The sequence below is a fragment of the Sediminibacterium sp. FW305-C-49 genome, assembly GCF_058231085.1.
Genome location: NZ_JBIQXS010000002.1, coordinates 909,045 through 933,145, shown reverse-complemented (window position 1 = coordinate 933,145; position 24,101 = coordinate 909,045). Strand labels below are relative to the sequence as shown.

At 41.7% G+C, this 24,101-nt stretch carries 18 protein-coding genes; 5 read left to right on the top strand and 13 right to left on the bottom strand.

Going from position 1 to position 24,101, the window contains the following annotated elements:
* Positions 1–70 precede the first annotated feature (70 nt).
* Complete coding sequence (locus tag ACH3Z1_RS11510) at positions 71–790, bottom strand: C40 family peptidase (RefSeq protein WP_490822125.1); 720 nt, start codon at positions 788–790, stop codon at positions 71–73.
* A 264-nt stretch (positions 791–1,054) separates the two neighbouring features.
* Between ACH3Z1_RS11510 and dnaE the strand changes: the two genes are divergently transcribed.
* Entirely contained in the window at positions 1,055–4,801 is a 3,747-nt protein-coding gene (dnaE, locus tag ACH3Z1_RS11505) for a DNA polymerase III subunit alpha (protein ID WP_490822124.1), read from the top strand.
* Positions 4,802–5,035: 234 nt separating this feature from the next.
* Positions 5,036–6,283, top strand: a complete 1,248-nt coding sequence (locus tag ACH3Z1_RS11500) for a DUF418 domain-containing protein (RefSeq protein ID WP_490822123.1) — start codon at positions 5,036–5,038, stop codon at positions 6,281–6,283.
* 73 nt (positions 6,284–6,356) lie between these two features.
* Here the strand turns inward: ACH3Z1_RS11500 and ACH3Z1_RS11495 are convergent, their stop codons facing one another.
* From ACH3Z1_RS11495 to ACH3Z1_RS11455, 9 genes are all read right to left on the bottom strand, one after another.
* Positions 6,357–6,704, bottom strand: coding sequence for a bleomycin resistance protein (locus ACH3Z1_RS11495; protein WP_490822122.1), 348 nt, complete (start codon positions 6,702–6,704; stop codon positions 6,357–6,359).
* Between the two features lie 198 nt (positions 6,705–6,902).
* Positions 6,903–7,856, bottom strand: coding sequence for a hypothetical protein (locus tag ACH3Z1_RS11490; protein WP_490822121.1), 954 nt, complete (start codon positions 7,854–7,856; stop codon positions 6,903–6,905).
* A 100-nt stretch (positions 7,857–7,956) separates the two neighbouring features.
* Positions 7,957–8,523 (bottom strand): helix-turn-helix domain-containing protein, encoded by a 567-nt coding sequence (locus ACH3Z1_RS11485; protein ID WP_490822120.1) that lies wholly within the window; start codon positions 8,521–8,523, stop codon positions 7,957–7,959.
* Between the two features lie 342 nt (positions 8,524–8,865).
* On the bottom strand, positions 8,866–9,693 hold the full coding sequence (locus ACH3Z1_RS11480; RefSeq protein ID WP_490822119.1) for an energy transducer TonB: 828 nt from the start codon (positions 9,691–9,693) through the stop codon (positions 8,866–8,868).
* Positions 9,694–9,953: 260 nt separating this feature from the next.
* The gene (locus ACH3Z1_RS11475; RefSeq protein WP_490822118.1) at positions 9,954–10,694 is read right to left on the bottom strand and encodes a hypothetical protein; all 741 of its coding nucleotides are present in this window, start codon (positions 10,692–10,694) and stop codon (positions 9,954–9,956) included.
* Between the two features lie 441 nt (positions 10,695–11,135).
* The gene (locus ACH3Z1_RS11470) at positions 11,136–11,759 is read right to left on the bottom strand and encodes a hypothetical protein (RefSeq protein WP_490822117.1); all 624 of its coding nucleotides are present in this window, start codon (positions 11,757–11,759) and stop codon (positions 11,136–11,138) included.
* Between the two features lie 981 nt (positions 11,760–12,740).
* The gene (locus tag ACH3Z1_RS11465) at positions 12,741–13,472 is read right to left on the bottom strand and encodes a methyltransferase domain-containing protein (protein WP_490822116.1); all 732 of its coding nucleotides are present in this window, start codon (positions 13,470–13,472) and stop codon (positions 12,741–12,743) included.
* Positions 13,473–13,568: 96 nt separating this feature from the next.
* Entirely contained in the window at positions 13,569–13,850 is a 282-nt protein-coding gene (locus ACH3Z1_RS11460) for a GIY-YIG nuclease family protein (RefSeq protein WP_490822115.1), read from the bottom strand.
* Positions 13,851–14,515: 665 nt separating this feature from the next.
* Positions 14,516–15,853, bottom strand: a complete 1,338-nt coding sequence (locus ACH3Z1_RS11455) for a PIN-like domain-containing protein (protein WP_490822114.1) — start codon at positions 15,851–15,853, stop codon at positions 14,516–14,518.
* A gap of 335 nt (positions 15,854–16,188) precedes the next feature.
* Here ACH3Z1_RS11455 and trxA point away from each other — a divergent pair, with 335 nt between their 5' ends.
* Positions 16,189–16,506: a thioredoxin gene (gene trxA / locus ACH3Z1_RS11450; protein WP_295203810.1), complete on the top strand. Its 318-nt coding sequence runs from the start codon at positions 16,189–16,191 to the stop codon at positions 16,504–16,506.
* Between the two features lie 180 nt (positions 16,507–16,686).
* On the opposite strand, the gene ACH3Z1_RS11445 is transcribed toward trxA, so the two are convergent.
* Complete coding sequence (locus ACH3Z1_RS11445) at positions 16,687–18,006, bottom strand: nucleoside permease (RefSeq protein WP_490822113.1); 1,320 nt, start codon at positions 18,004–18,006, stop codon at positions 16,687–16,689.
* 268 nt (positions 18,007–18,274) lie between these two features.
* Between ACH3Z1_RS11445 and mqnE the strand changes: the two genes are divergently transcribed.
* Positions 18,275–19,435, top strand: coding sequence for an aminofutalosine synthase MqnE (mqnE, locus tag ACH3Z1_RS11440; RefSeq protein ID WP_490822112.1), 1,161 nt, complete (start codon positions 18,275–18,277; stop codon positions 19,433–19,435).
* 83 nt (positions 19,436–19,518) lie between these two features.
* Here mqnE and ACH3Z1_RS11435 read toward each other — a convergent pair whose 3' ends face one another.
* Positions 19,519–20,823, bottom strand: coding sequence for an NAD(P)/FAD-dependent oxidoreductase (locus tag ACH3Z1_RS11435; protein WP_490822111.1), 1,305 nt, complete (start codon positions 20,821–20,823; stop codon positions 19,519–19,521).
* A gap of 152 nt (positions 20,824–20,975) precedes the next feature.
* Positions 20,976–22,403 (bottom strand): L-serine ammonia-lyase, encoded by a 1,428-nt coding sequence (locus ACH3Z1_RS11430; RefSeq protein ID WP_490822110.1) that lies wholly within the window; start codon positions 22,401–22,403, stop codon positions 20,976–20,978.
* Between the two features lie 255 nt (positions 22,404–22,658).
* Here ACH3Z1_RS11430 and ACH3Z1_RS11425 point away from each other — a divergent pair, with 255 nt between their 5' ends.
* Positions 22,659–23,888, top strand: a complete 1,230-nt coding sequence (locus tag ACH3Z1_RS11425; protein WP_490822109.1) for a serine hydrolase — start codon at positions 22,659–22,661, stop codon at positions 23,886–23,888.
* The last annotated feature ends 213 nt before the right edge of the window (positions 23,889–24,101 follow it).

Below are 24,101 nucleotides of genomic sequence, written 5' to 3'. Positions count from 1 at the left end.
TTCACTTTAGAATGAACTACTAAACAAAAGGGTTTTCATTTTCAAATTTTCAAATTAGCACATTTTCAAATTAGCGCCCAGCGCGTCCCGCGCCTCTAAACCTCGGTTGCCAGTATTTTTCGTTGAGGTCGCTGATCATGACACCGCCACTGGTGGCTGCATGAACGAATTTATTATTGAGCAGGTAAACACCCACATGGGTAATATCTTTTCTACGACCCGTTGTATGAAAGAAAACAAGATCCCCTTCCTGTAAATCGGCCAGGTCAATTTTTTCGCTGTTGTCAAATTGTTCCTGTGCGGTTCTTGGTAAACTGGTATTAAAAACATCACGCATCAATACCTGTGTAAAAGCGGAACAATCAATACAATCTGTTGAACTGCCACCCATACAGTATTTGGTTCCCCACCATTTATCGATGGTTTCAAGTAAAGGGATATTCGTGAGTTTTTCAACGGTGGCATCAATAATGACAGCATATTTTAACTGAAGATAACCGGCACGTTCTATGTTAAAGCTGCTCATGTCTTTAGCAGTCGTAGCTACTTTATCTTTTGCTGTACCTGCGGCAGCATTGGTGGTACTGGTTTTATGGCGACTGGTTACTGCGGCGCCCGGCGTTACTTCAATTCCATCGAGGAATTCCCGTTGTTGTGTCGTCGTTGTTGTTGTTTTGGCAGGAGCCGTTTTAGACGCAGAATTATCTCTCGCCGTAAGTTTACTCAGCGATTTACAACTCGCCAGTACAAATACCGATAACATTCCTATTGAAAAAACGATCCTGTTCATCATAAGATTTGCAATATAATCCCCCATCCTTTTCAGCCCAAGGATTGAGTATAAGTTTTACATTTTTCACCCCAACTGCACAAATGTGGAAAACCCTCCGTGCCACTCTGTGCTCAACTCTGTGAAACTCTGTGGTTAAAAAAATCTTAGCATACAACCACAGAGTTTCACGGAGTACGGTACGGAGTTGCACGGTTTTCAACTCTCTGTCTCACGAAAATGTGGATAATCCCTCCTTCCCAAAACGCCCCAAAATCAGGACATTTGTTGTTCGGAAAAATCGGTAAGGCAGTATCCAAAAAATCCGCCATCCGACATCAGACATCCGACATCCCCCTTATGGTTTTCTCACACCTGCATGTACATACCCAGTATTCTTTACTCGACGGCGCTGCCGCCATCGACAGTCTATACAAAAAAGCTGCCAAAGATAACATGCCCGCCCTCGCCATTACCGATCACGGCAATATGTTCGGGGCATTTGAATTTGTAAGCCAGGCCTGGAAGAATACCAAAGTGATTGGAAAAGATGAAAACGGGAAAGATATACTCGCACCTCAGGTAAAACCTATTGTGGGTTGCGAATTTTATGTGGTGAAAGACCGTCATATCAAAACTTTCACCAAAGAAGTAAAAGATGAACGTTATCACCAGGTATTGCTCGCTAAAAATAAAAAAGGATACGAAAACCTGGTTAAACTTACATCACTGGGTTTTATTGAGGGGATGTACAGCAAGTATCCACGTATCGACAAAGAACTGATTGAACAATACCATGAAGGACTGATTGCCACTACCTGCTGTATTGGTGCTTATGTACCTCAAACCATATTGCACGATGGGGAAGAAAAAGGAGAACAGGAATTCAAATGGTGGCTCGATATGTTTGGTGAAGATTATTATATCGAACTGCAAAGACATAATATCAAGGAACAGGAACTCATTAACCAGGCTTTATTAAAGTTTGCGAAAAAATACAAGGTCCCTGTTATTGCTACCAACGATAGTCATTATGTAGACAGAGACGATGCCAATGCACACGATATCCTGCTTTGTATCAATACAGGTGAAAAACAAAGCACACCTGGATTCGATGATTTTGTGAACGATGATACACAGGTAAAGAACCGTCGTTTTAAATTCCCCAACGACCAGTTTTATTTCAAGACCACACAGGAAATGGAAAAACTGTTCAGCGATATTCCTGAATCGCTGGATAATACCAACCGGATTGTTGACAAAGTGGAGGTATTGAACCTGAAGAAAGACATCTTACTTCCGGCCTTCCCCATTCCTGCTTCATTTCAGCTACATGCTGATGCCAACCTGAACCAGTGGGAATACCTGAAACATATTACCATGGAAGGCGCTAAAATGCGCTATTCCGATCTTACACCAGAGATACAGGAAAGAATAGACTTTGAATTGTTCACCATCAAGACCATGGGTTTTGCCGGTTACTTTTTAATTGTGAGTGATTTCATTAAAGCAGGTCGTGAGCTGGGTGTATTTGTGGGTCCGGGTCGCGGATCGGCCGCAGGTAGTGTGGTAGCCTATTGTATCGGCATCACCAATATCGACCCCATTAAATACAATCTCCTGTTTGAGCGTTTCCTGAATCCGGATCGTAAGAGCATGCCCGATATAGATACCGACTTTGATGATGAGGGCCGTCAGAAAGTTATTGATTATGTGGTTGCGAAATATGGCAAGCAGCAGGTGGCACAGATTGTTACCTATGGTACCATGGCCGCCAAAATGAGCATCAAAGATGTGGCCCGTGTACTCGATCTGCCACTGGCCGAAAGTAATATGCTGGCCAAACTGGTACCCGACAAACCCGGTACCGAACTGGGTCGTGTACTGCATGCACCACTGACCATCAAAGAAGGTGAGAAATCGCTCGAAGAAAAAGAAGCTTACCAGCAGGAAGATATTGAGAACGTAAAAAAACTCAGAGAAATTTACAACGGTACCGATATCCGTGCACAGGTACTCAAAGAAGCAGAACGCTTGGAAGGTTCTGTACGTAATACCGGTATACATGCCGCTGGTATCATCATCGCTCCCAGAGATTTAACAGAACTTATACCGGTGGCCACTGCCAAAGACTCTGATCTCTGGGTCACACAAATTGAAGGAAGCATCATTGAAGATGCAGGTGTAATCAAGATGGACTTTCTGGGTCTGAAGACCCTCTCCATCATGAAGACAGCACTGGAACTCATCAAACAGAACCATGGTGTTACTATTGATCTGGATACCATTCCATTGGATGATGAAAAAACATTTCATCTCTACCAACGCGGTGAAACCAATGCTACATTCCAGTTTGAAAGTGTAGGGATGCAGAAATACCTGCGCGACCTCAAACCCGATAAATTTGATGACCTGATTGCGATGAACGCCCTGTATCGTCCGGGTCCGATTGCATACATCCCCAAGTTCATCGATCGTAAACACGGCCGCGAAGCCGTGAGTTATGATATTCCTGAAATGGAAGAATACCTCGCCGAAACCTATGGTATCACGGTATACCAGGAGCAGGTGATGTTGCTGAGCCAGAGCCTCGGCGGTTTTACCAAAGGTGATGCGGACGTGCTCCGTAAAGCCATGGGTAAAAAACAGAAAGCGGTACTGGACAAAATGAAAAAACAGTTTATCGATGGCGCATCTGCCAAAGGACATCCTGCCGATAAACTCGAAAAAATATGGACCGACTGGGAAGCATTTGCACAATACGCCTTCAACAAATCGCATTCAACCTGTTATGCATTTGTGGCTTACCAGACGGCTTACCTCAAAGCGCACTATCCCGGAGAATATATGTCGGCCGTACTCAACCATGCGGGCAGTATTGAAAAAATCACCTTCTTCATGGAAGAGTGTAAACGCATGGGCATAAAAGTATTGGGACCAGATATCAATGAATCACTGAAAGGTTTTGCAGTGAATAAGAATGGTGAAATACGTTTTGGTCTGGGCGGATTAAAGGGCGTAGGTGAAGCAGCTGTAGAAAATATTATTGCAGAAAGGGAAAAGAATGGATGGTACAAAGATGTATTCGATTTCAGTAAGCGGGTGGTACAAAGAAGTGTCAATAAAAAATCGCTGGAGAGTCTGGCTTATTCCGGTGCATTCGACTGCTTCCCAGAATTTCATCGCGCACAATATTTTCATGTAGCTGATGGAGACAAATTAAACGGACTGGAAAAAATTATCCAGTACGGACAGGCCAACCAGACCGCATCTGCCGCCAGTGCCAATACTTTGTTTGGTGATATGACTTCTGCCATGCAGGTACCCGTACCGAAAATTGCCAGCGTTGAACCCTGGACACTCACCGAATTACTCGATCATGAAAAAGATGTAACGGGAATGTTCATGAGTGGTCACCCACTGGATCATTTTAAGTTTGAACTGAAATATTATGGCATTACCAATATCAGTGATTTTAATGAGATCAAGGAAACACTGCACCTGCAACCCAATCCGGGTAAACAGTTACGTGTGGCGGGTTTGGTGATTGATGTACAACATCGTGTAACCAAGACCGGTAAAAATTTCGGTTCCTTTATCATTGAAGACTTTAGCGGTAAGACTGATTTTATTTTGTGGAGTGAAGATTATATCAAATTCCAGAACTACCTCGAAAAAGGACAGAACATTTTATTAACCGGTTTCTTCCGCTCTCGGTATAACCAGCCGAATAATTTTGAGTTCAAGATCAATGTGATGTCGTTACTGGAAACGGTAAAACAGAACTTAACACGCAGCATTGAAATTAACATGCAGCCCGCATCGCTCACACCCGATTTTGTTACATTCATTGATAAAAATGTAAGGGAACATCCCGGCAAGTCATCACTGCGGTTTACCTTGTATGAACCAAGAGAACAATTAAAAGTAAGCCTCTACACATTAGAAAGAGGCTTCCTCATGAATGAAGACATGGCGAATTTTCTGCTGGATAATCCAGACATAGAAGTAAGTGTAGGTCTGGTAGGATAATACTCCGTGCAACTCTGTGCCGTATTCTGTGTAACTCCGTGGTAAAAAAACCACAGAGTTGCACGGAGTTGAACACGGAGTTTCACAATTTATTCCTGCCTTTATTGATACATTGCCCAACAACTGAAAATACCTATTGACCATTCACCATTCACTCCTACCCTCCGCCGCCTATCCATTTCCTTGCCACAAATCTCAAAAAATCATACCTTATTGCATTCAAATAAACAACGAATGCAAGCCGAAACCCTGAAACAACGCATCATTACCGTTGATGCCCTGCGTGGATTTGCCCTGCTCGGTATTTTACTCGCGCATATGATTTACTGGTACAATGCCGGTAATATGCCCGGAGACCTATTTCAAAAACACGATGGTATTGCCATGCGCATAGTAGGCACTATCAACGATATACTGATTTCGGGTAAATTTTTTGCTTTCTTCTCCTTTCTTTTTGGACTGAGCTTTTTTCTCCAGATGAAAAGCATGGAAGACAGTGGCCGTCCCTTTGTATGGCGTTATGCCTGGCGCATTACCCTAATGGGTATCATCGGTTTGATACACCATGCTTTCTGGAGAGGAGATATTCTTTCGATATATGCCCCACTGGGTTTTCTGCTCTTGCCTATGCGTAAACTGAGTAATAAAGTGATACTGATCATCGGTGTCTTACTCGCCATCAACCTGCCGGCTTTATTAATTCAGTTATCGGGGTTGATTGAACAAATGGGTGCCACTGCTACCCCACCGCCACCACCACCTGCTGCTACGCCCTCCGCTCAGGATCCCTCACAGGTATTTTTCAGCACCGTGTATAAAAGTGATTTGTGGACGATGATGAAAAGCAATATCCTCAGCATCGGAGAAAAATTTGATTTCCAGTTTGGCAGTGGCAGGATTTATGTTACACTTGGCTTTTTTCTGCTGGGTATGTACAGTGGCAGGAAAGGCTGGTTTGCGATGAGCAGTGAGGAAAGGAATCCTGCTTTCAAAAAAATCAGAAACCAAGCAGGCTGGCTGGTACTCACCACGCTGGTGATCGGCATCGGCATCATTGTAGCAAATGAACTTTTAAAATTAGGTTGGGAACAAATGCCATTACCCGGTTATATTTTTGGCATCCTTTTCAATATCAACAGCGCTGCCCTTGTGGTGTTTTATGTGGCGGGTATTACGTTACTGATGAACCGGTCATTCTGGCAACGCCTCTTGTATCCCTTGGCACCCGTAGGTAAAATGGCATTGACCAGTTACCTCCTGCAAACAGCACTCGGATTGATTTTATTTTTCCATTTCGGTTTTCAACTGGTGGGAGTAACGGCTCCCTGGTTAAACTGGGTGATAGCCATTATATTTTTTATACTGCAGGCATGGTTTTGCAAATGCTGGTTCCGGTATTTTTATTTCGGTCCGGTAGAATGGTTATGGAGAACAGCCACTTATTTTAAAGTACAACCCTTCCGGAAAAAATCTACTCCGTGAAACTCTGTGGTTCTTTTTGCTTACTTTTTTTAACCACAGCGTTTCACAGAGTTTGACACGGAGTGGCACGGAGTTATATGGCCTGACCGAAAGTGAGTAGGTTATGATCGGGGTCGAGCAGTGCGAATTCTTTTTGTCCCCAGGGCTTTTCGGCCAATGGTGCATTCGGATGAATGACTACAGCTTTTTCCAGTAACGATTGATACAGTTGATCAATATCACTCGTTCTGATATACACTTGTCCGTCATTCGTCAACGGATCGAGAGCAGGAAAAGCAAAAAAATGTATTTCAATCGCATCCTGCTGTATGATGAGGTAATCACCATAATCTGCACTTACTGTAAAACCCAATTGCTGGTAGTATGTTTTGGTATGTTCCTTATTGCGCATCGGCAATTTGGGATGTATCTGTTGAAGCATACCACAATTTCAGTTATTTCTGTTTACAGCATTATTAAATTCAATCATTAAACCTCTTTTTTCAATATATAGCTTCTACATCATCCCCCCTCTTTATACGCTTAGTCAAAAAAACTCCGTGCTACTCCGTGTTCCACTCTGTGTAGCTCTGTGGTTAAAAAAAATATTAATATAGTAACCACGGAGTTGCACGGTTTTTCAATGTATCAACATAAACTTTTTGTTTTTGGTGTCGAGGACCAGACCAGTATGTAAAAACAATTTATTACCCGTCATCCCTCCTATGCCCAATTTCAACATACGGATTACCTGCTCTTCACTGGCGCCTTCCATATAGGTTACGGTTTGAATGGGAATGCTAAGCTGGCTCAGTTCCACACTGTCTTTTGTTGCCAGGCTGTTGGCATACAATGTACGGCCCCATGATTTTACCGGGTACCTGCTGGTAACAGCATCGGCAACCGCCATCGACATCGCCGTTTCTCTTGACGTTAATAAAGCAAAAGCACTGGAGCCTGTATCGAAATACAGGGTTGTTTTCTTTCCTTTTATGGTTACGGGAAGCAGAATATTACGCTGTACATAACTAAAATCGGTTAACCGGTTTTGTAGTTTTTCCGGAACGGTATAGTTCAATAATATCTGTTGATGAGGATAGTCAATTAAAACCGTTTTGTTTTCCAGCCAGTCGCTGCCAATGGTACCGATGATTTCTTTTTTTCTTCCCGACCAGTCAATGGTTTTTTCTGTAAAATCAAGCAGACCCGGTTCGGTGATCTTCACTGTATTTTTTCCGACGCTTATTTCTATGGCTGCCAGGCGGCGGGTACTATCTTCCACCGGGTAAAAAGCAGGATATTTTTCGCTGATGGCCCTGAGTTTGGGTTGATAGAAAATGGTAGCCGGGGCACCCATATCGAACTGCATATAAAACTGTTGGGGGCAATTGGGTAGCTTCACCGGAATGAGCATGGCGGCATGGGGTTCTATCGTACCATTTACGCTGTCGCGCATCCAGTTAAAAGGAACAGTATATTTTTTGGAGGGCAACAAACCAATATGGGTGGCCGGAGCCTGACCATCAACCATGCTGATGAAAACAAAACTCACGATAGTAAACAGACCCTGTTTTGTACGGAAAAATGAGTGCATAATTTTTTCAACAAAACTAAGGGTGCAGACAGGGTAAGACCAGCTACAAATGCCCGACAAGCACACGACATCTGCACGACATCCCTTTAAAATCAATGCTTTAGAAGGTTTTCCGGATCTGCCTGTGTTGCAAGAGAATGACTAGTGCATTCAGAAAATACATCAGGAGAAAAGGCCAGATATACGCCATTACACCCTCTTTACTGCCCTTCATGGATAGCATCGCGTAGTTGTATCCAAAAACAGCCAGCAGGGCGAGGTGCAGACTGATGACCCAGTAAATCTGCCGCCTGATGATGGTTAGGCAATAGCGAAGGGCGGCAGCAGGAATATCCGTTCTTTTTTTGAGGATAGACATTGGTACGAGGCTATGTACCCAGGGAATAATGATATAGGTAAAACAGGAAAAATTAAACAGGATCATGAAATGGCGCAGGTCGTCAGTGGCAGGTGCAATGTTGCTGGTTTCAGGTTCCTGATCAATCAGACTTTCATAAGCAATATCCAGTGCCTTGGCAATGGCTTTCAGGGTAAAACTTTGTGGCGTATTCGCACCGGCTTCTATACGCTGAATGGTTCGAACGGTTATTTGTGAAAGATCGGCGAGTTCTTCCTGTGTAAGCCCTTTAAATTTTCTCGCCGCGGCAATTTTCTTTCCGAGTTGCATGTTTTCTACTCCCCTGGTTTAAGAGAGCAAAATACAGGCAAATTTTGTTTTCTGTTTTCTTTTTCCCGGATACCATCAACACATTTTTTTTTTACGATCGTATCCCACTCACGCCAAAGGCGCGAGATTGGGGACCTTGCGTTGCTTCACATTCGGTGTATCAAATAGTTATTCGCTGTGTATGTTATGTATAATAATGAGAAAGCTAAGTAAATAGTAACATGTGCCAGTGTAAGCTCTGCCGCAACGACACCATTCTTTCACCTGCGGTGATAGAGGGAGACATCGCGGTAAACACTGTGAAGAAGAAAGCACACTTTTCGGAGAAGAAAGGAGCATCACCTACTCTACCGAAATCTGGTAGGATATATTCTGGCGATGTCTGTATATAACTTTCTTACCATTTTGAACCGCTGGTGTCCATCTGGGAGAAGCTTTGATTACCCGGATGGCTTCCATATCTGCAGACCATTCGTATGATTTTTGGATAAACACATCTCCGGGGTACCCTTCTTTATCAATAATAAAAAGTACACCAACAACTGCTTTGGTTGATCTTGTCGTTAATTCCATTAATCGATTCGGCGTTACAAGGTTTTTGGAGAGATAGGCTGTCCAGCCAGGAATACCACCCTCAAAATCTGCAGGCGACTGAACCACTGTAAATTCTTTGGTTTCCTTTTTTTTCTGCTCCTCCTCTTCTTTTTCAAGTTCTGCAAACGATTTGGATGAGCCATCACTATAGGTTACTGTTCTTGTAACATAGTTCTTGCGAACCTGAAACTTACAGTTTTCAAAATACTCTTCTCGTTTTGCATGCATGCTGTCATCCAGCTCATAATACCAGTTGCCGTTCTTCTTTCCATTCACCACCGTACCCATACTGTCTAATTTACCTTTTGCATTGTACCAGGCAAATCGGCCATTGGGTATTTCCAGTTTAGGATCTTTATAGGTTTCCCATTTAACCATCGGGCCGGTCTTTCTGTAATACCTGCAGATATAGGTTGAATCGTCTTCTTTTACGGCATGCATAAAGTAGGTCGCCTCATCGATATCTTTGGCCTCACTCCAATCTTTCTTAAAGTATTCTACAAAGCCCTGAGATTGACAAACCCCATGGCTACTAAAAATACACAAACAGGAAAGCACAATAATGAACCGGATCATTGCAGTATTTTTTTTAGATTTTAGAATTGCTGTAAATTAATTTACTGTTCGGAATAAATTAATGTCAGCTACTACTTTTTGTTACAGGTGACCAAGGAGTAGGTTCTACTTCTTTTGTTTTATGTAAACATGTTAGCTGTGTGGCTCGCAGAGTCCTCTCCGATAGAAATCTGAGCCGAAATGCTCGCTTACTAAATACACTATTCATAGAAGGAAAAGGTTTACGTCTGGTAAAGATTGAATCTGAATGGCAGCTTTACCTACTTACGCTTAAATGTTTTTGCAATCTTTCTGAAACTTTCCAGGTACTTATCAAAATCTTCTTTGGTCTGTCCAATCATGATATAATAATCACCAGTTTCGTTAAAGAGCATGACCTGATATACCAATTCAGTTTTGTCATCTTTCGTTTTCCCGTTAGCAATAATTTCATAGCCGCTTAAATTGTCAATCTTTACCTGATTGGTTTCCTTGATCATACTTTGTTCGCCACGAGGAAGATTTTTAAGCCTTTCTTCTGCATATTGCTTTTGATTCTGAGAGGAAATTTTTGCAATCGACTTAGCCACCATAAAAGTCGGTTTATCAGTGGGGATTTTTCCGTCGGTTGAATAAATTAAACTACCCGACATATACCTGATGAGTTTAAATTCCGACTCTTTTGTATCAATCGTAAAAGTTACTGCCTCCAGTGGGTGCTCATTTTGCAGGTTGTTGTATACTATTGATAATATAGCATCCTTCATTTGTGGTTCTATATTTTTTGATGCTTCAGGGTAAATACCATTCACTATAACGGTAGCTTTTGAATCGCCAAAGACCAGCATTTGTTTGTGATAAGTTGTACCGTTGGCTGGTTGTGTAACCTGCATCAGTGAAGCTTTTGAGCCATTAAAATCAATAACTTGCTTCTTTAGTAATGTCATCCCCCTTGATAGTAAAGCTTCTGCTGTAAAACCATCTACTATAGTTTGATAGGGACCGGGAAGTTCATTCACCATGATGGAAGCACCTGTTGCTGCATTTTGAAAACCACTGAAAGCGGTCGCTGCAACAAAACCAGCTGGTGGAATCATGCTACACTTTGTGCCCGGAATTTTTATATGCTGTGTTGTTTGCCCAAACACAATTTGCCCTACAAACAGGCAGGCAAGTAAAAGTCGCTTTTTCATTTTGAAGTGTGTGGTTTTACAATAGCAGTCAACGCATGTATTTACGCACTATACAGCCCTTCTGAACAAACAGGATTAACAGCTAATTTTACACATTAATAAAAATAAATATTTTTCTGCCATCCTGCAACAGCAGCCTCATAGAATTTTTCACAAACAGGCTTTGATGATATACCGGCTCAGGAGATGAGAAACGTTTGGAAAGTTTCGGAACTTTCCAAACGTTATCGCTCATTTCGGGAAACACTGCGAAGAAGAAAGTGACCCTCTCTATGTCTTTTTACATGAAAAGTTAAGCCATAACTGGTTTAGCTGAGCCCAGTTTTGATGATTGAAGGGTTTGGGCGACAATTCATGAAAAATGATTGTCTTGTTTTCCTCTTTACAAAACTTCAGATGAACAATACAATTGAGTGTTATGGGCTTGCGCGACATATAATCTGTCATGTTAACCGTTCCGCTATAGGTTTCAAGATCATTTTTTGCTGTGGCGGTCTTTTTAAAAGAAGTGGTTGCGGGTGGTAGTTTTTCGATATCTACTTTTGAAGGATCAGTATTCACCTTTAATAACCCTGTATAATAATTTTTCAGGTTTTCTGTGATGGTCTGTGCACTCATTTTCACGGTTCCATCTACATACCATAAAAAAGCATAGGTCCAGTATTCTTCGCTGGCCGGTTTTGCCCAGCCGGGTGTAAACCGAATATCTTCCACCCCTTTATAGGGAATTTGCGGGGCAAAGCTGACGGGAATCAGGAAACGTTCGATGGTCCAGTCTTTGGGTATGTTTAGCTGGTAGGGAGCCTGCCATTGGTGACCATCAAACGACGTTTGTGCCTGTCCATACTTGCTCAATAAGCTGAGACAAAGCACCAAACAAACCATGTTTTTCATTTACTTATGTTTAGTACCATCTAACATACATTGATTTTCGATACCCAATGAGCTGCCAGGGAAAGTTTTGGAAAGATTTAGCGGTTTGTAAAGATGAACAGGGGTTTCAGCCACCCTTTCTTCGGGGTTTCTTCGGGAATCCTTCGGAACCGCTTCGGGAATTCCCGAAGAAACCCCGAAGGATGACCGAAGCCATGTAGGCTATGATACGGCTATGAGTGGAAGCTGATTCGAATTGTCTTATAGTGTCTTACTAGACACACTTCAAGAATAATAAACTTTTGAAAGTTTCAGCACTTTCCAAAAGTTATCGCTCATCTTTCAGAATTAGTATTTGAAGGAGTTAAAATATTTCCCTTGTATATTTTTTATTTTCTTTTCACGAAGAAGTTGTGTCACAAAGAATGAAATTGAAAGCCCAACCCATAACCAAAAGCTATATTCGAAGGCCCATAAAATAGGCTTAAGAATAATGAGCAGCCATTGAATTAATAGAAGAATTCTAAGTCGCTGAGTTTTTTGAAAAAAACAAATTGTATCAAGTATAACTAATGCTAAAAGAAATAATCCAATAGGTATAAGCCCATATGTTAAGAGAAAAACAGGTGTCATTAAAAGTTCCGTGAGTAATTCCGACACTGATTTCGCACTTTCGTGAAATTGAAATAGCGCAGCAAATATTAATGATAAACCAGTACCTACTAATACACCAAGCAAGTTAACCCAATTAGTAAGATAGATAGCGAGTAAGTATTTAAAATATTCCACTTAGATATGCAACAGTTTATTTAATTGAGTTCATCTCATGTTCTCACCTCCCATCTAAGAACAATTTACGCATACACTCGCACATTAATAAAAAAAATCTAGTATTCTACAACATTACCTTCATTTATTCTCTCACAAACTTGCTTTGGTTATAAAAAGGTTTAGGAGACGAGTAACTTTTGGAAAGTTTCAGGACTTTCTTAAAGTTATTGCTCAAAATAGTTGTTTACTAAAGTTAAACATATTCATTCGATCACTACCATACGGAATTGACCTGAAGTTCAAAAGTTTAAAATCTTTAAAAATTTCAAGTACTTCATTTTTAGTTAAGTATTTTTTATTGCAAAATTCATCTATATGGTTTTTATAGTTCGGTTCTGGCTCAACGATTGTAAGAATCCCATCCGTTTTCAATATTCGTTTAAGCTCACTGACCATTTTTTTGGTTTTTTCAAACTCATGTACTGTCCTTCTACACAAAACCCTTTTGTAAGAAGACGTAGCCAAAGGAATTGAATCAATTCGACCTGCGATAAACCTGTACCTATTCTCAATATTTTGATATTTTTTTGAATCCCTGAACGTCTTTTTGATTTCAGTTTGCGTAAAATAATCAGTACACTTCTTCCCGCTCTTATTACATAAAGTGAAAAATTCTAAATCTTCCAGCACTAAGAATACATTCGGATAAAACCGAGCAATTTCTCTTGAAAAGAGTCCATCCTGACAACCAATATCCACCAATGTATCAACTGTTTCAAGTTGATATTCTCTAATCTCAGTTATCCCCGGCAGTTCATCACTTTTTTGTATTATTCGATTTGAACTACACACAACCACCAATAAACATAAAATGATTCGTAGCATAATTTTTTTTTCCGAAGGGTCTACTTTTTTGAATGTTCCGCGCAGATGTCTCTCGCAGAGGCCTCTGCGATCGCTCACACATAGGAAAGTTAATGATTAATTTTATTGTTCGATTCTTCGGTGACGAATTAGTAAGCTCTAAAGTAATACTGACACCCTGACTGCAATAGAGGCTTATTGTAAAGTTTCCCACTCAGGGTTCTTTGCATGTATCAATGCATTCTTTTTACTTCTCCTCCACCCTTTTATTTCTTTTTCTCTTTTAATTGCATCTTCAATGGAGGTATAACACTCATAGTAAATCAATGCACAAATATTATATTTAGCAGTAAAACTATTGCGATATAGTTTTTGCTTATGCTGCCATATTCGCTGTGTCAAGTTTGATGTAACACCTACATATAACATCGTTTTAGAAGCATTGGTTAGTATATAAATATATCCGGGCTTATGCATGAAATAAGTTTATTACGAAAATACAGTCATTGACTGCGAACAGGGCGTAGTTATAAGCTGGGGCGGACCCTTCGTCGCAATTTCCGACTGAAAGTCGGAATGCTCCTCAGGGTGACAATGTATGCAGATAAAAAAACTGCAGTGATTGGCTTTGCCAATCACTGCAGCAGGCTCCCACTCCTTACACGTCACCCAGAGGAGCATTTCGATCGCAGATCGAATTTGCGACGAAGGGTCTATTTATTTTTAGTTGTGCGTGCGGGTGAGTGGTATGCTATAAGGTTAAGCTATTATTGGCTCTTCTCGGCGTAAGCCCTACCGCCACGTCCCCGATCTTTCACCTGCGGTGATAGAGGGAGACGAGGCGGGGAACACCCTGCGAAGAAGGAATCTACCCTGTATGCAGATTTTCGAAACCCATTTTACACATTAGTAAATTTACTCATTTTAATCCATTCCTGCAAGCCCAAGCATGTCGTTCCTCCTCTGGATGCCGGGATTTTTCTTTAGAAGATGCTTTGCTGCCCCCTGTCAGGTTTCCCTTGCCCTTACGTCAGTAATAACAGTGGCAAAAAAATCAAAGGGGCGGAGATTGGGGATAGATTAGAGCCTTTTAGAAAGTCTCAGAACTTTCCAAAAGTTAATGCTCACATTTATTTATGGAGTTATTGGCTTTCGGATAATTCATCATTGTCTTTTTTTTCCTGGGGTAATCTATCTTGCTCTTTATTATTGGATCTTTCTGATTCGGTAATATCTGTTTGACTATCTTCTGAACTTGCCTTGGTCAAATCTCTCAATTCAGTTTTTTTCAGAATGTCAGCAATTGAACTGACTGGGTTATACCATTGGGTCGTCGCTTTTATAGTCTCGGCACTTTTGAGTATGTCCGCAATTGAACTGGACGTATTAAACCATTGGGACGACATTTTTATAGTCTCAGCATTTTTGAGTATATCCGCAATTGAACTAGACGTATTAAACCATTGGGACGATGCTTTTATAGTCTCAGCATTTTTCAGTATGTCGGCAACTGAACTAGGTGGATTAAACCATTGGGACGATGCTTTTATAGTCTCAGCATTTTTCAAAAAGTCCATTGCAGTAATAAAACTCTCATCGGATTGTCTCACTTTCTTAACCTCGCTAATGGTTGCATCCTTTATTTTAGTAACTAGTTTTCTTTCCTTAGCGTACTGTAAAAAATTATCTGCATTATAAATTAGAATACTTAACCCAGTTAAATCATAAAATTCTTTAATTAACTCTTCTCTTGGTCTTATTGTTTTGCCATTTTCAATAGTCCACCAATCCTCTTTTCTGTCATCTGTAATAAAAACAATTTCCTTCTTTTCCTTTTTAGCTAATGAGATAATTTCTTTCCAAATAATTAAATCTCCGTAAATATGTTGATCACCTTTTTTCCGTTTGCTTTCTAAATCTTTATATCCAGGCGGTATTAGTTGATCATATCTTTCTTTTCCTTCAACATATATTTTCTTTAATTCATCTTTACTGAATTGTACACCTACCTTGTTTTCATAAAGTTCGGTAAGCTGTAAAAGTATTTCATCCTTACCTCTGAAATCTGGATGACTTTTTTTTTGTTTTTCCAACTCACTCCCAATTTTTTTTAGAAAATCATCTTGAAGTTTTTTTATACTTTCAATTTGAATGGAAGGATGCCTTAAATATTGGTTCAATAAATTGGTGATATTTTTTTCAGAAATATCTTTTATTGAGGATAGAAGGCTGTTATAAGAGTTGGTCAAAGTCTCAATAACAAAATGTCGATTCGAATGATATTCATGTCCAACTTGAAATGGCATGAATAGTTTCTCTTTTAGTTTTGTAATAGCTAAAATAAAATCCTTTCGTGTCGAATCAGAATATCGATAAAGATTGAGAAGAGCATTTGCGTCAAACACAAATATGCCATTTTCCCACGCCTTATCAATTTCAGCTTGGGTTGGTTCGTAAAAACCGAAAAATTCTTTCTTCATATCTTTTATAGTAGTATGTCTGCTTATTAATGACAAATGTGTGGGTTAACGAAATCCATTTCACACATTAGTAAATTTACTCATTTTATTCATTCTCACAACCCCCACCCATTTCTAATTCCTTATTTCCTGTTCCTTATTTGCTGCCCCCCTGTCAGGTTCCCCCTGCCCTAACGTCATTAATAACAGTGGTGGAAAAGTCAAAGGGGCAGAGAAGGGGGTTTGGGCTTAAATTTGTCTTCCTTTCAAAGCTGCAAGCCTCAAGCTTCAAGCTACAAGGAGGGAAAAACGGACTTCCGGTCTCTAAAACAATAAACATCTAAAAAATAAAAACAATGGCTTTAGAATTAACAGACGCGAATTTCCAGACGACCGTACTGGATAGTGATAAACTGACCGTAGTAGATTTCTGGGCTGAATGGTGTGGACCCTGTCGCGCCATCGGACCCGTTATTGAAGAACTGGCCAAAGATTATGACGGTAAAATAAATGTAGGTAAAGTAAATGTAGACCATAACCCTAACCTGAGTGTTAACTATGGTATTACATCTATTCCTGCCATCCTTTTCATTAAAGGTGGTCAGATTGTAGACAAACAAATTGGTGCAGTGCCTAAGTCGGTGCTGGATAAGAAGATACAGTCGCATTTATAGGAGCTATTAGCCTTTAGCTGTTAGCAGTTAGCTTTTAGAAGAGGCTTTTACCAATATGTTATTAAAAAAAGAAACCGGCTTCTTGGTCGGTTTCTTTTTTTTGTATTACTTCTAAATCCATTTCAGTAGCGAGTTGCTAAAAGCTAACTGCTAATAGCTAAAGGCTAGCAGCTAACAGCCCTAATGCCCAGCATGCTGCACAACCGCGGCATCGTGCTTATGACGGAAAAGTATACCAAAAAAGATGGCGATGAACAGGGCGTAGATGGCGAAGACCATCCAGATGCCGGGCCAGTCTTTACTGCCATCGGGCAGCAGGTAGAACTTATCTATCATCCAGCCACTCAGTATGCTTCCCATGATGGCGCCAAAGCCGTTGGTCATCATCATGAATAAACCCTGTGCCGAGGAGCGTATTTCCGGTTCTATGGTGGTTTCTACAAAGAGTGAACCCGATATATTAAAGAAATCGAAAGCCATACCGTACACAATATTCGAGAGGATGATCATCCACAGCAAACCTTCCGGGTTTCCAAAAGAGAACAGACCAAACCTTAATACCCAGGCAAACATAGATATGAGCATCACTTTCTTAATACCAAACTTTTTCATAAAGAATGGTATGGCCAGAATGAACAGTGTTTCAGATATCTGCGATATGGATATGATGATGGTTGAATATTCCACCACAAATGAGTCTTTATACTGTTCTATTTTTTCGAAATCTTTCAGGTAGGTATCGCCATACATATTGGTTAGCTGCAGGGCGGCTCCCAAAAACATAGAAAACAGGAAGAAGATGGCCATTTTATAATTACCCAGCAGTTTAAAGGCACGTAAACCCAGGTTATCGATCCAGGAGCCCTTTCCCTTTCCTTTGTTTTCCGGCGCACATTTGGGCAGGAACCATGCATAGATTCCCAGCACCACGGCAAACACACCCGCTATATAAAACTGGTTGGCGTTGATGGCATTGCCTGTTACAGATGCAATCTGTTCACCAAATGCCTTACCTGCATCCCATGGCGATTGCGGATCGCTGATGAGGTTGGTGAGCCACATAGCCGCAATAAAACCTATGGTTCCCCATACACGGATGGGGGGAAACACTTTTACCACATCCTGCTGGTTGTCTATTAAAATACGGTACGATAGCGAATTGGATAAGGAGATGGTGGGCATATAAAAACACATACTCGCCAATAATACCCAGAAGAAGGTATCGGGCACATCAATCAATGGCAATACAAATAGTGTGATGCCGTATAAAATGTGTAGAATAGAATAGAGTTTTTCGGCATTCATCCACCGGTCGGCGATAATACCCACCAAGGCGGGCATAATGAGTGAGCCCAGACCCAGGGTAGAGAATACAGCCCCGAACTGTGCCCCTGTCCAGTTTTTAAACCCGAAACCATATGAACCCAGGGTAGTTAGCCATGCACCCCATATAAAAAATTGCAAAAAACTCAGAACGGTTAGTCTTAATTTAATCGACATAGGTTATTCAGTTAATCATTGAACCATCCCCTACCGGTTACTGTTGATACTGGGGACCAACGAATCTATAGAAAATTCGTGAACTTGAGGGAGCTGTTAGCTTTTAGCTATTAGCCTTTAGCTTTTAGTGCTGGATTTTAAAGAAAAATGGTATGCTATAGAAATGCTTCTATACCTGCTTGCTGGTACCCGGTAACCCCCACACCCTCCGCTAATGGCTAATAGCTAACAGCTCAAAACCCGTATTTTTGCACCCTAAATAGTGAAGATGAGCACCCGAATTTCAGACCCATTTGTATTAGTTGCCACACAGCCCGATACCCAGTTAAAAAAGATAGGCGAAAAAATTCTACATAAGGAACGTATTTCTTTTGATGAGGGTGTTTTGCTCTTCGAAAAAGGCTCCCTCTCCTGGCTCGGCGCCCTCGCCAACTGGGTACGTGAAGAGAAGCACGGTAACAAAACCTATTTCAACCGCAATTTTCATATTGAACCCACCAATGTTTGTGTGTTCTCCTGTAAGTTCTGCTCCTACTCCCGCCTCTATGCCCACCGCGATGAAGGCTGGGAACTGAGTATTGAACAGATGATGCATATCGTGAAAAGCTACGATGGCAAACCCGTTACCGAAGTACATATTGTGGGGGGTGTTCATCCAAAAATGAACCTCGATTTCTTCCTCGAACTTTTACGCACCATCAAAGCACATCGCCCCGATCTTCATATCAAAGGATTTACACCTGTTGAACTCGATTATATGTTCCGCAAAGCCAAAGTTTCTGTGGAAGAAGGTATGCGCATGGCGCATGAAGCCGGGCTCGATTCTTTACCCGGCGGCGGTGCCGAAATTTTTCATCCCGATATCCGCAAACAGATCTGTGAAGATAAAGTAGATGCAGATGGTTGGTTACTTATCCATGAAACCGCACACAACCTGGGCATGCACAGCAATGCCACTTTACTCTACGGTCATATTGAACAGTTCTGGCACCGTATTGACCATATGGACAGACTGCGCCAGTTACAGGATAAAACCGGTGGCTTCAACACTTTTATTCCACTCAAGTTCCGCAATAAGGATAATGATATGAGTCATATCGCCGAATCTTCCATTGTAGAAGACATGCGTATGTATGCCGTTTCGCGTTTGTACATGGATAATTTTCCACACCTGAAAGCTTACTGGCCCATGCTGGGCAGACAGAATGCGCAGCTCAGTTTATCTTTTGGTGTGAACGATATCGACGGCACCATCGACGACTCCACCAAAATTTACGCCATGGCAGGTAGTGAAGAACAAACACCTACCATGAGCACGGAGGAATTGGTTCGACTTATTAAACAGGTTAACAGACAACCGGTGGAGAGAGGTACGCTGTACAATGAGATTAAAGACTACTCGGGGGAATTTCTGATGTCGGATGTATGATGTATGATGTCAGATGGCAGATGTCAGATGTAGGATTTTTTTTGAGTTTTGACTTTTGAATTTTGCCTTTTGAATTATCTCTTTCAAAGCTCATGCCTCTTCTGCTCTATCGGCGTTTGTTCTTCTTTGTATAAATCGACCTGGTGTTGGGTGGGTAACAGAATTAAACGAAGGGTGGTATCGTTGGTGAAATAGCTGATGGCCCAGTTGATGAAGATAATGAGTTTGTTTTTTACACTCAGTATCAGCATCAGGTGGAGGAACATCCATACAAACCATGCAAAACGTCCCTGGAAACTCATAAAGGGTAAATCAACCACTGCTTTTCTTTTGCCTACAGTAGCCATGGTTCCCGGACTTGTATACATAAACGGTAACAGACTTTGTGCTTTCTCTAACCGTTTAAAATTGGCTACCAGATTTTTGGCCTGCGCAATAGCTACATTGGCCAGTTGCGGATGTCCTTTGGGAAATTTATCTGTTTCCATATAGGCAATATCACCCAATACAAAAATATCTTCTGTTCCTTCCATCCGGTTAAACTGGTCTGTTTTAATCCTGTTGCCTCTTACCAGCAATGAAGCATCTACACCATTGGGTACATTACCGGTAACACCTGCTGCCCAGATCATGGTATTGCAGGCGATACTGCTGCCATCGGCCAGTAATACTTTTTTCCCGTCATAATCTTTTACCTGTGTATTTAGCTTCACCTGCACACCCATCGATTCGAGATAGGCCTGCGATTTCTGTTGCGATATTTTACTCATGGGGCCCAGTGTGGCCGGACCTGCTTCGAGTAAATACACATTGAGTCGGGAGAAATCCATATCGGGATAATCGCGGGGAAGGATATTTCTTTTCAGCTCTGCCAGTGAACCGGATAGTTCAACACCAGTAGGGCCACCTCCTACCACTACAATATTCATGATGCCTTCCAGTTCTTCGGGAGATGCATCTAATGCTTTTTCGAAATTAAGCAGTATGTGGTTGCGTATGGCAATGGCTTCTGTGGTTGACTTCATCGGATACGCATAACGCTCGATGTTTTTGTTACCAAAATAATTGGTGGTACAACCCGTAGCAATTACCAGATAGTCGTAAGGAAAAATACCGGCATCGGTATGCACTTCTTTGGTTGCCTTATCGATGCGTTCAATTCCGGCAATACGCACATGTACATTGCCCTTGTTCTGAAATACTTTACGGAGTGGGAATGATACAGAGCTTGGTTCCAGACGACCGGTGGCTACCTGGTAAAAAAGTGGCTGAAACTGGTGAAAATTATACTGGTCAATCAGTGTGATATCAAAGTCGGCGCTTTTTAATCTGCGTGCCAGTTGTAAACCGGCAAAACCCGCACCCAGAATAACAATTCGTTTTTGCATGGTGCATTTCTTGCAAAGTTACGCCATGTGTAGGGGAATTATGATTTGATGGTTTCGATTTTAGAAATCATTGATATTAGATGTCGGATTTGATTTAAAGGAGCATTCCCAAGAAAATCCGACATCTGACATCCGACATCTGCCATTCTCTCTTAGCATTCCGGTAAACTGATCGGAATATGTATCGCCAAGCCTCCGTCTGCAGTTTCCTTGTATTTGCTGCTCATGTCGAGGGCAGTGTCCCACATGGTTTTAATGACTTTATCGAGGCTCACTTTGGCATAATCAGGTGAGCCCTGCAATGCCAGTTGCGATGCCGTAATGGCTTTGATGGCTCCCATGGTGTTTCTTTCAATACATGGCACCTGAACAAGCCCGCCTATCGGATCGCAGGTTAGACCGAGATGGTGTTCCATGGCTATTTCTGCGGCCATCAGTGTTTGTCGTTGTGTACCACCCAGCGATTCTGTTAATGCCGCTGCTGCCATGGCCGATGATACGCCTATTTCTGCCTGGCAACCTCCCATGGCCGCAGATATGGTGGCCCCTTTTTTAAAGATGCTGCCTACTTCTGAAGCAGTAAGGAGAAAGCGGGTGATTTTTTCTTCATCATAGCCATCACAAAAAGCAATATAGTATTGCAGCACTGCCGGAATAACGCCCGCTGCACCATTGGTTGGTGCTGTTACGACTCTTCCAAAAGATGCATTCTCTTCATTCACAGCCAGTGCAAAACAACTGACCCAGTCAAGGATATATTTAAAATCATTTCCGCCCGAACGAATAGCTGCTATCCAGGAAATATAATCGTTATAAGACCTGTTGCTGATGAGTTTTTTGTTGAGATCGAATGCACGACGCCGCACCTGCAATCCTCCGGGTAGTTCCCCTTTGGTATGACAGCCTCTGTAGGTACAGTCGCGCATGCTGTTCCAGATATTCAATACCCCTTCCCGAGTAGCTGCTTCTGAGCGCCAGGCCGTTTCATTCTCCATCACCACTTCGTTTACACTCATGCCTGTTTTCATACACCAGTGTAAAATATCATCTGCGGTGTTGATGGGGAATGGAAGATCAACAGCCTGTTGTGATCCTTTGTCTTCTCCTTCCTTAACTACAAAGCCACCACCAATAGAATAATAGGTTTCACTAAAATGTTCCCCATTCTTCAATGCCACCAGAAACGACAACCCATTCGGATGAAAGGGTAATGTTTCATTAAAGAGAAACTGGAGGTTTTCGGGAAAATGAAAAGGTATAGATACTTTACCTCCCAACAATAAGGTCTGTGTATGTTCGATTTCTTTTACCTTGGGTGTAATGCTGTTTACATCTATGGTAACAGGATCTTCACTGCATAAGCCTAACAGCACGGCAATATCGGTTCCATGTCCCTTTCCTGTTTTGGCGAGTGAGCCATAAAGCAGTACGGTAACAGATGCTACTTCTTCGAGACTGTGCTTTGCTGTAATAGTGTCTACACACCGCAAAGCTGCCCGCCAGGGGCCCAATGTATGCGAACTGGATGGACCTACCCCTATTTTAAACATATCAAATACCGAAATCGCTTCGTGTGGCATGGTGATCGTTTAGAGGGGTAAAGTTAAGCAGTATGGGAGTCCGAAAGTCGGAAAGTCCGGGAGAAAGATAGCTGATGTCGGATATGACCAATAATAGTACAACCTCCGTGTCACTCTGTGGTTTTTTTACCACAGAGTTTCACAGAGTGGTGCACGGAGTTACACGGAGGTTTGCGTATGTGTTTTGATGATCTATAGAGAATAGAACTACTTCTTCCTGACTTTCGGTCTTCCCGACTTTCCCTATTTTTAACCATGCGATTCATTTTCATCTTCTTCCTGCTCACCACCACAATCCTTTCCGCCCAGGATACTGTTTTGCTCAGGCAACTAATGCAGGCTAAGCCTGAACTGTTTGGTACCATTCTCCAGAACAGGGATAGTTTCCGGGTGCAGATCATGTACACGCAGATTGACAGAGATAAAAAGAACAGACCCTCATTTACTGATTATGGTTTTCATCTTAACCCGAATGAATATTTTTATCCGGCGAGTACGGTGAAAATGCCGGTGGCTTTTCTGGCACTGGAAAAATGGAGTAAGGCTAAGAGAGCAGGTTTACCCATTGATCTGCAAAATACCCTGGTGACAGACAGTATTGATTTGGTGAAATACCTCAATAAATTACAGGATACGCTGCCCAACCGTCCGAGCATTGAACGTTTTATCAAACAGATTTTTCTGGTGAGTGATAACGATGCATTTAACAGGCTGTATGAATACATGGGTCAGGAAAATATTCAGCAGATGCTTAGTGCCAAAGGTTATCCGGATGCCGTCATTCGTCACCGGCTCAGTGTAAGCAGAACAGAGGAACAAAACAGGAGAACCAATCCTGTTTATTTGCTTGACAGGAATGGCAAAGAACTGTTCTCACAACCTGCTGCAGTAAGTAAAGCCATCTTCCCTTCTTTTCAAACCCGTTTAGGCAAAGGCTATTATGCCGGCAACCAACTGGTGAATGAATCATTTGTATTTGATGATAAGAACAGGGTGTACCTGAAAGATTTTCATCGCATGTTGCAAACAGTCATCATGCCCGATGCTTTTCCGGCTAAACAGCGATTCGATTTTACCGATGCCGATTACCAGTTTTTATACCGCTGGATGAGTGCCTTCCCTTCCGAAAGCGAATCACCCAAATATGATACCAGTAAAGTAGGTGATGCTTCAGCCAAATTCCTGTACTATGGTGCCGCTAAAGGAAGGGCACCCAAACATATCCGCATCTTCAACAAAATTGGTGGCGCCTATGGTTTCCTAACCGATGTGTGTTACTTCGTTGACTTTGAAAAAAAGATCGAATTCTTTTTGAGCGCTACCATTTTATGTAATAGTGATGGCGTATTTAATGATGACAAATATGATTATGATGCCATAGGATACCCCTTCCTGAAAAATATCGGTCAACTTGTTTACGAGCATGAAGTACAAAGAAAGAGAAAACGATTACCGGATTTAAGTAGATATAAGATTGAATATTAAAGAAGCCCCTCTTGTTTGATAACCTCCGTGTAACTCTGTGCCTTACTCTGTGCAACTCTGTGGTTTTGAGATATTTTTTACCACAGAGTTGCACGGAGTTGAACACGGAGTTACACGGAGGTTTGCGTATTCATTTTGATTATCTATAGAAAACAGAGCCACTTTTCTCCGACTTTCGGATTTTTCCGACTCCAAACTCCCTGACTTCCCCAA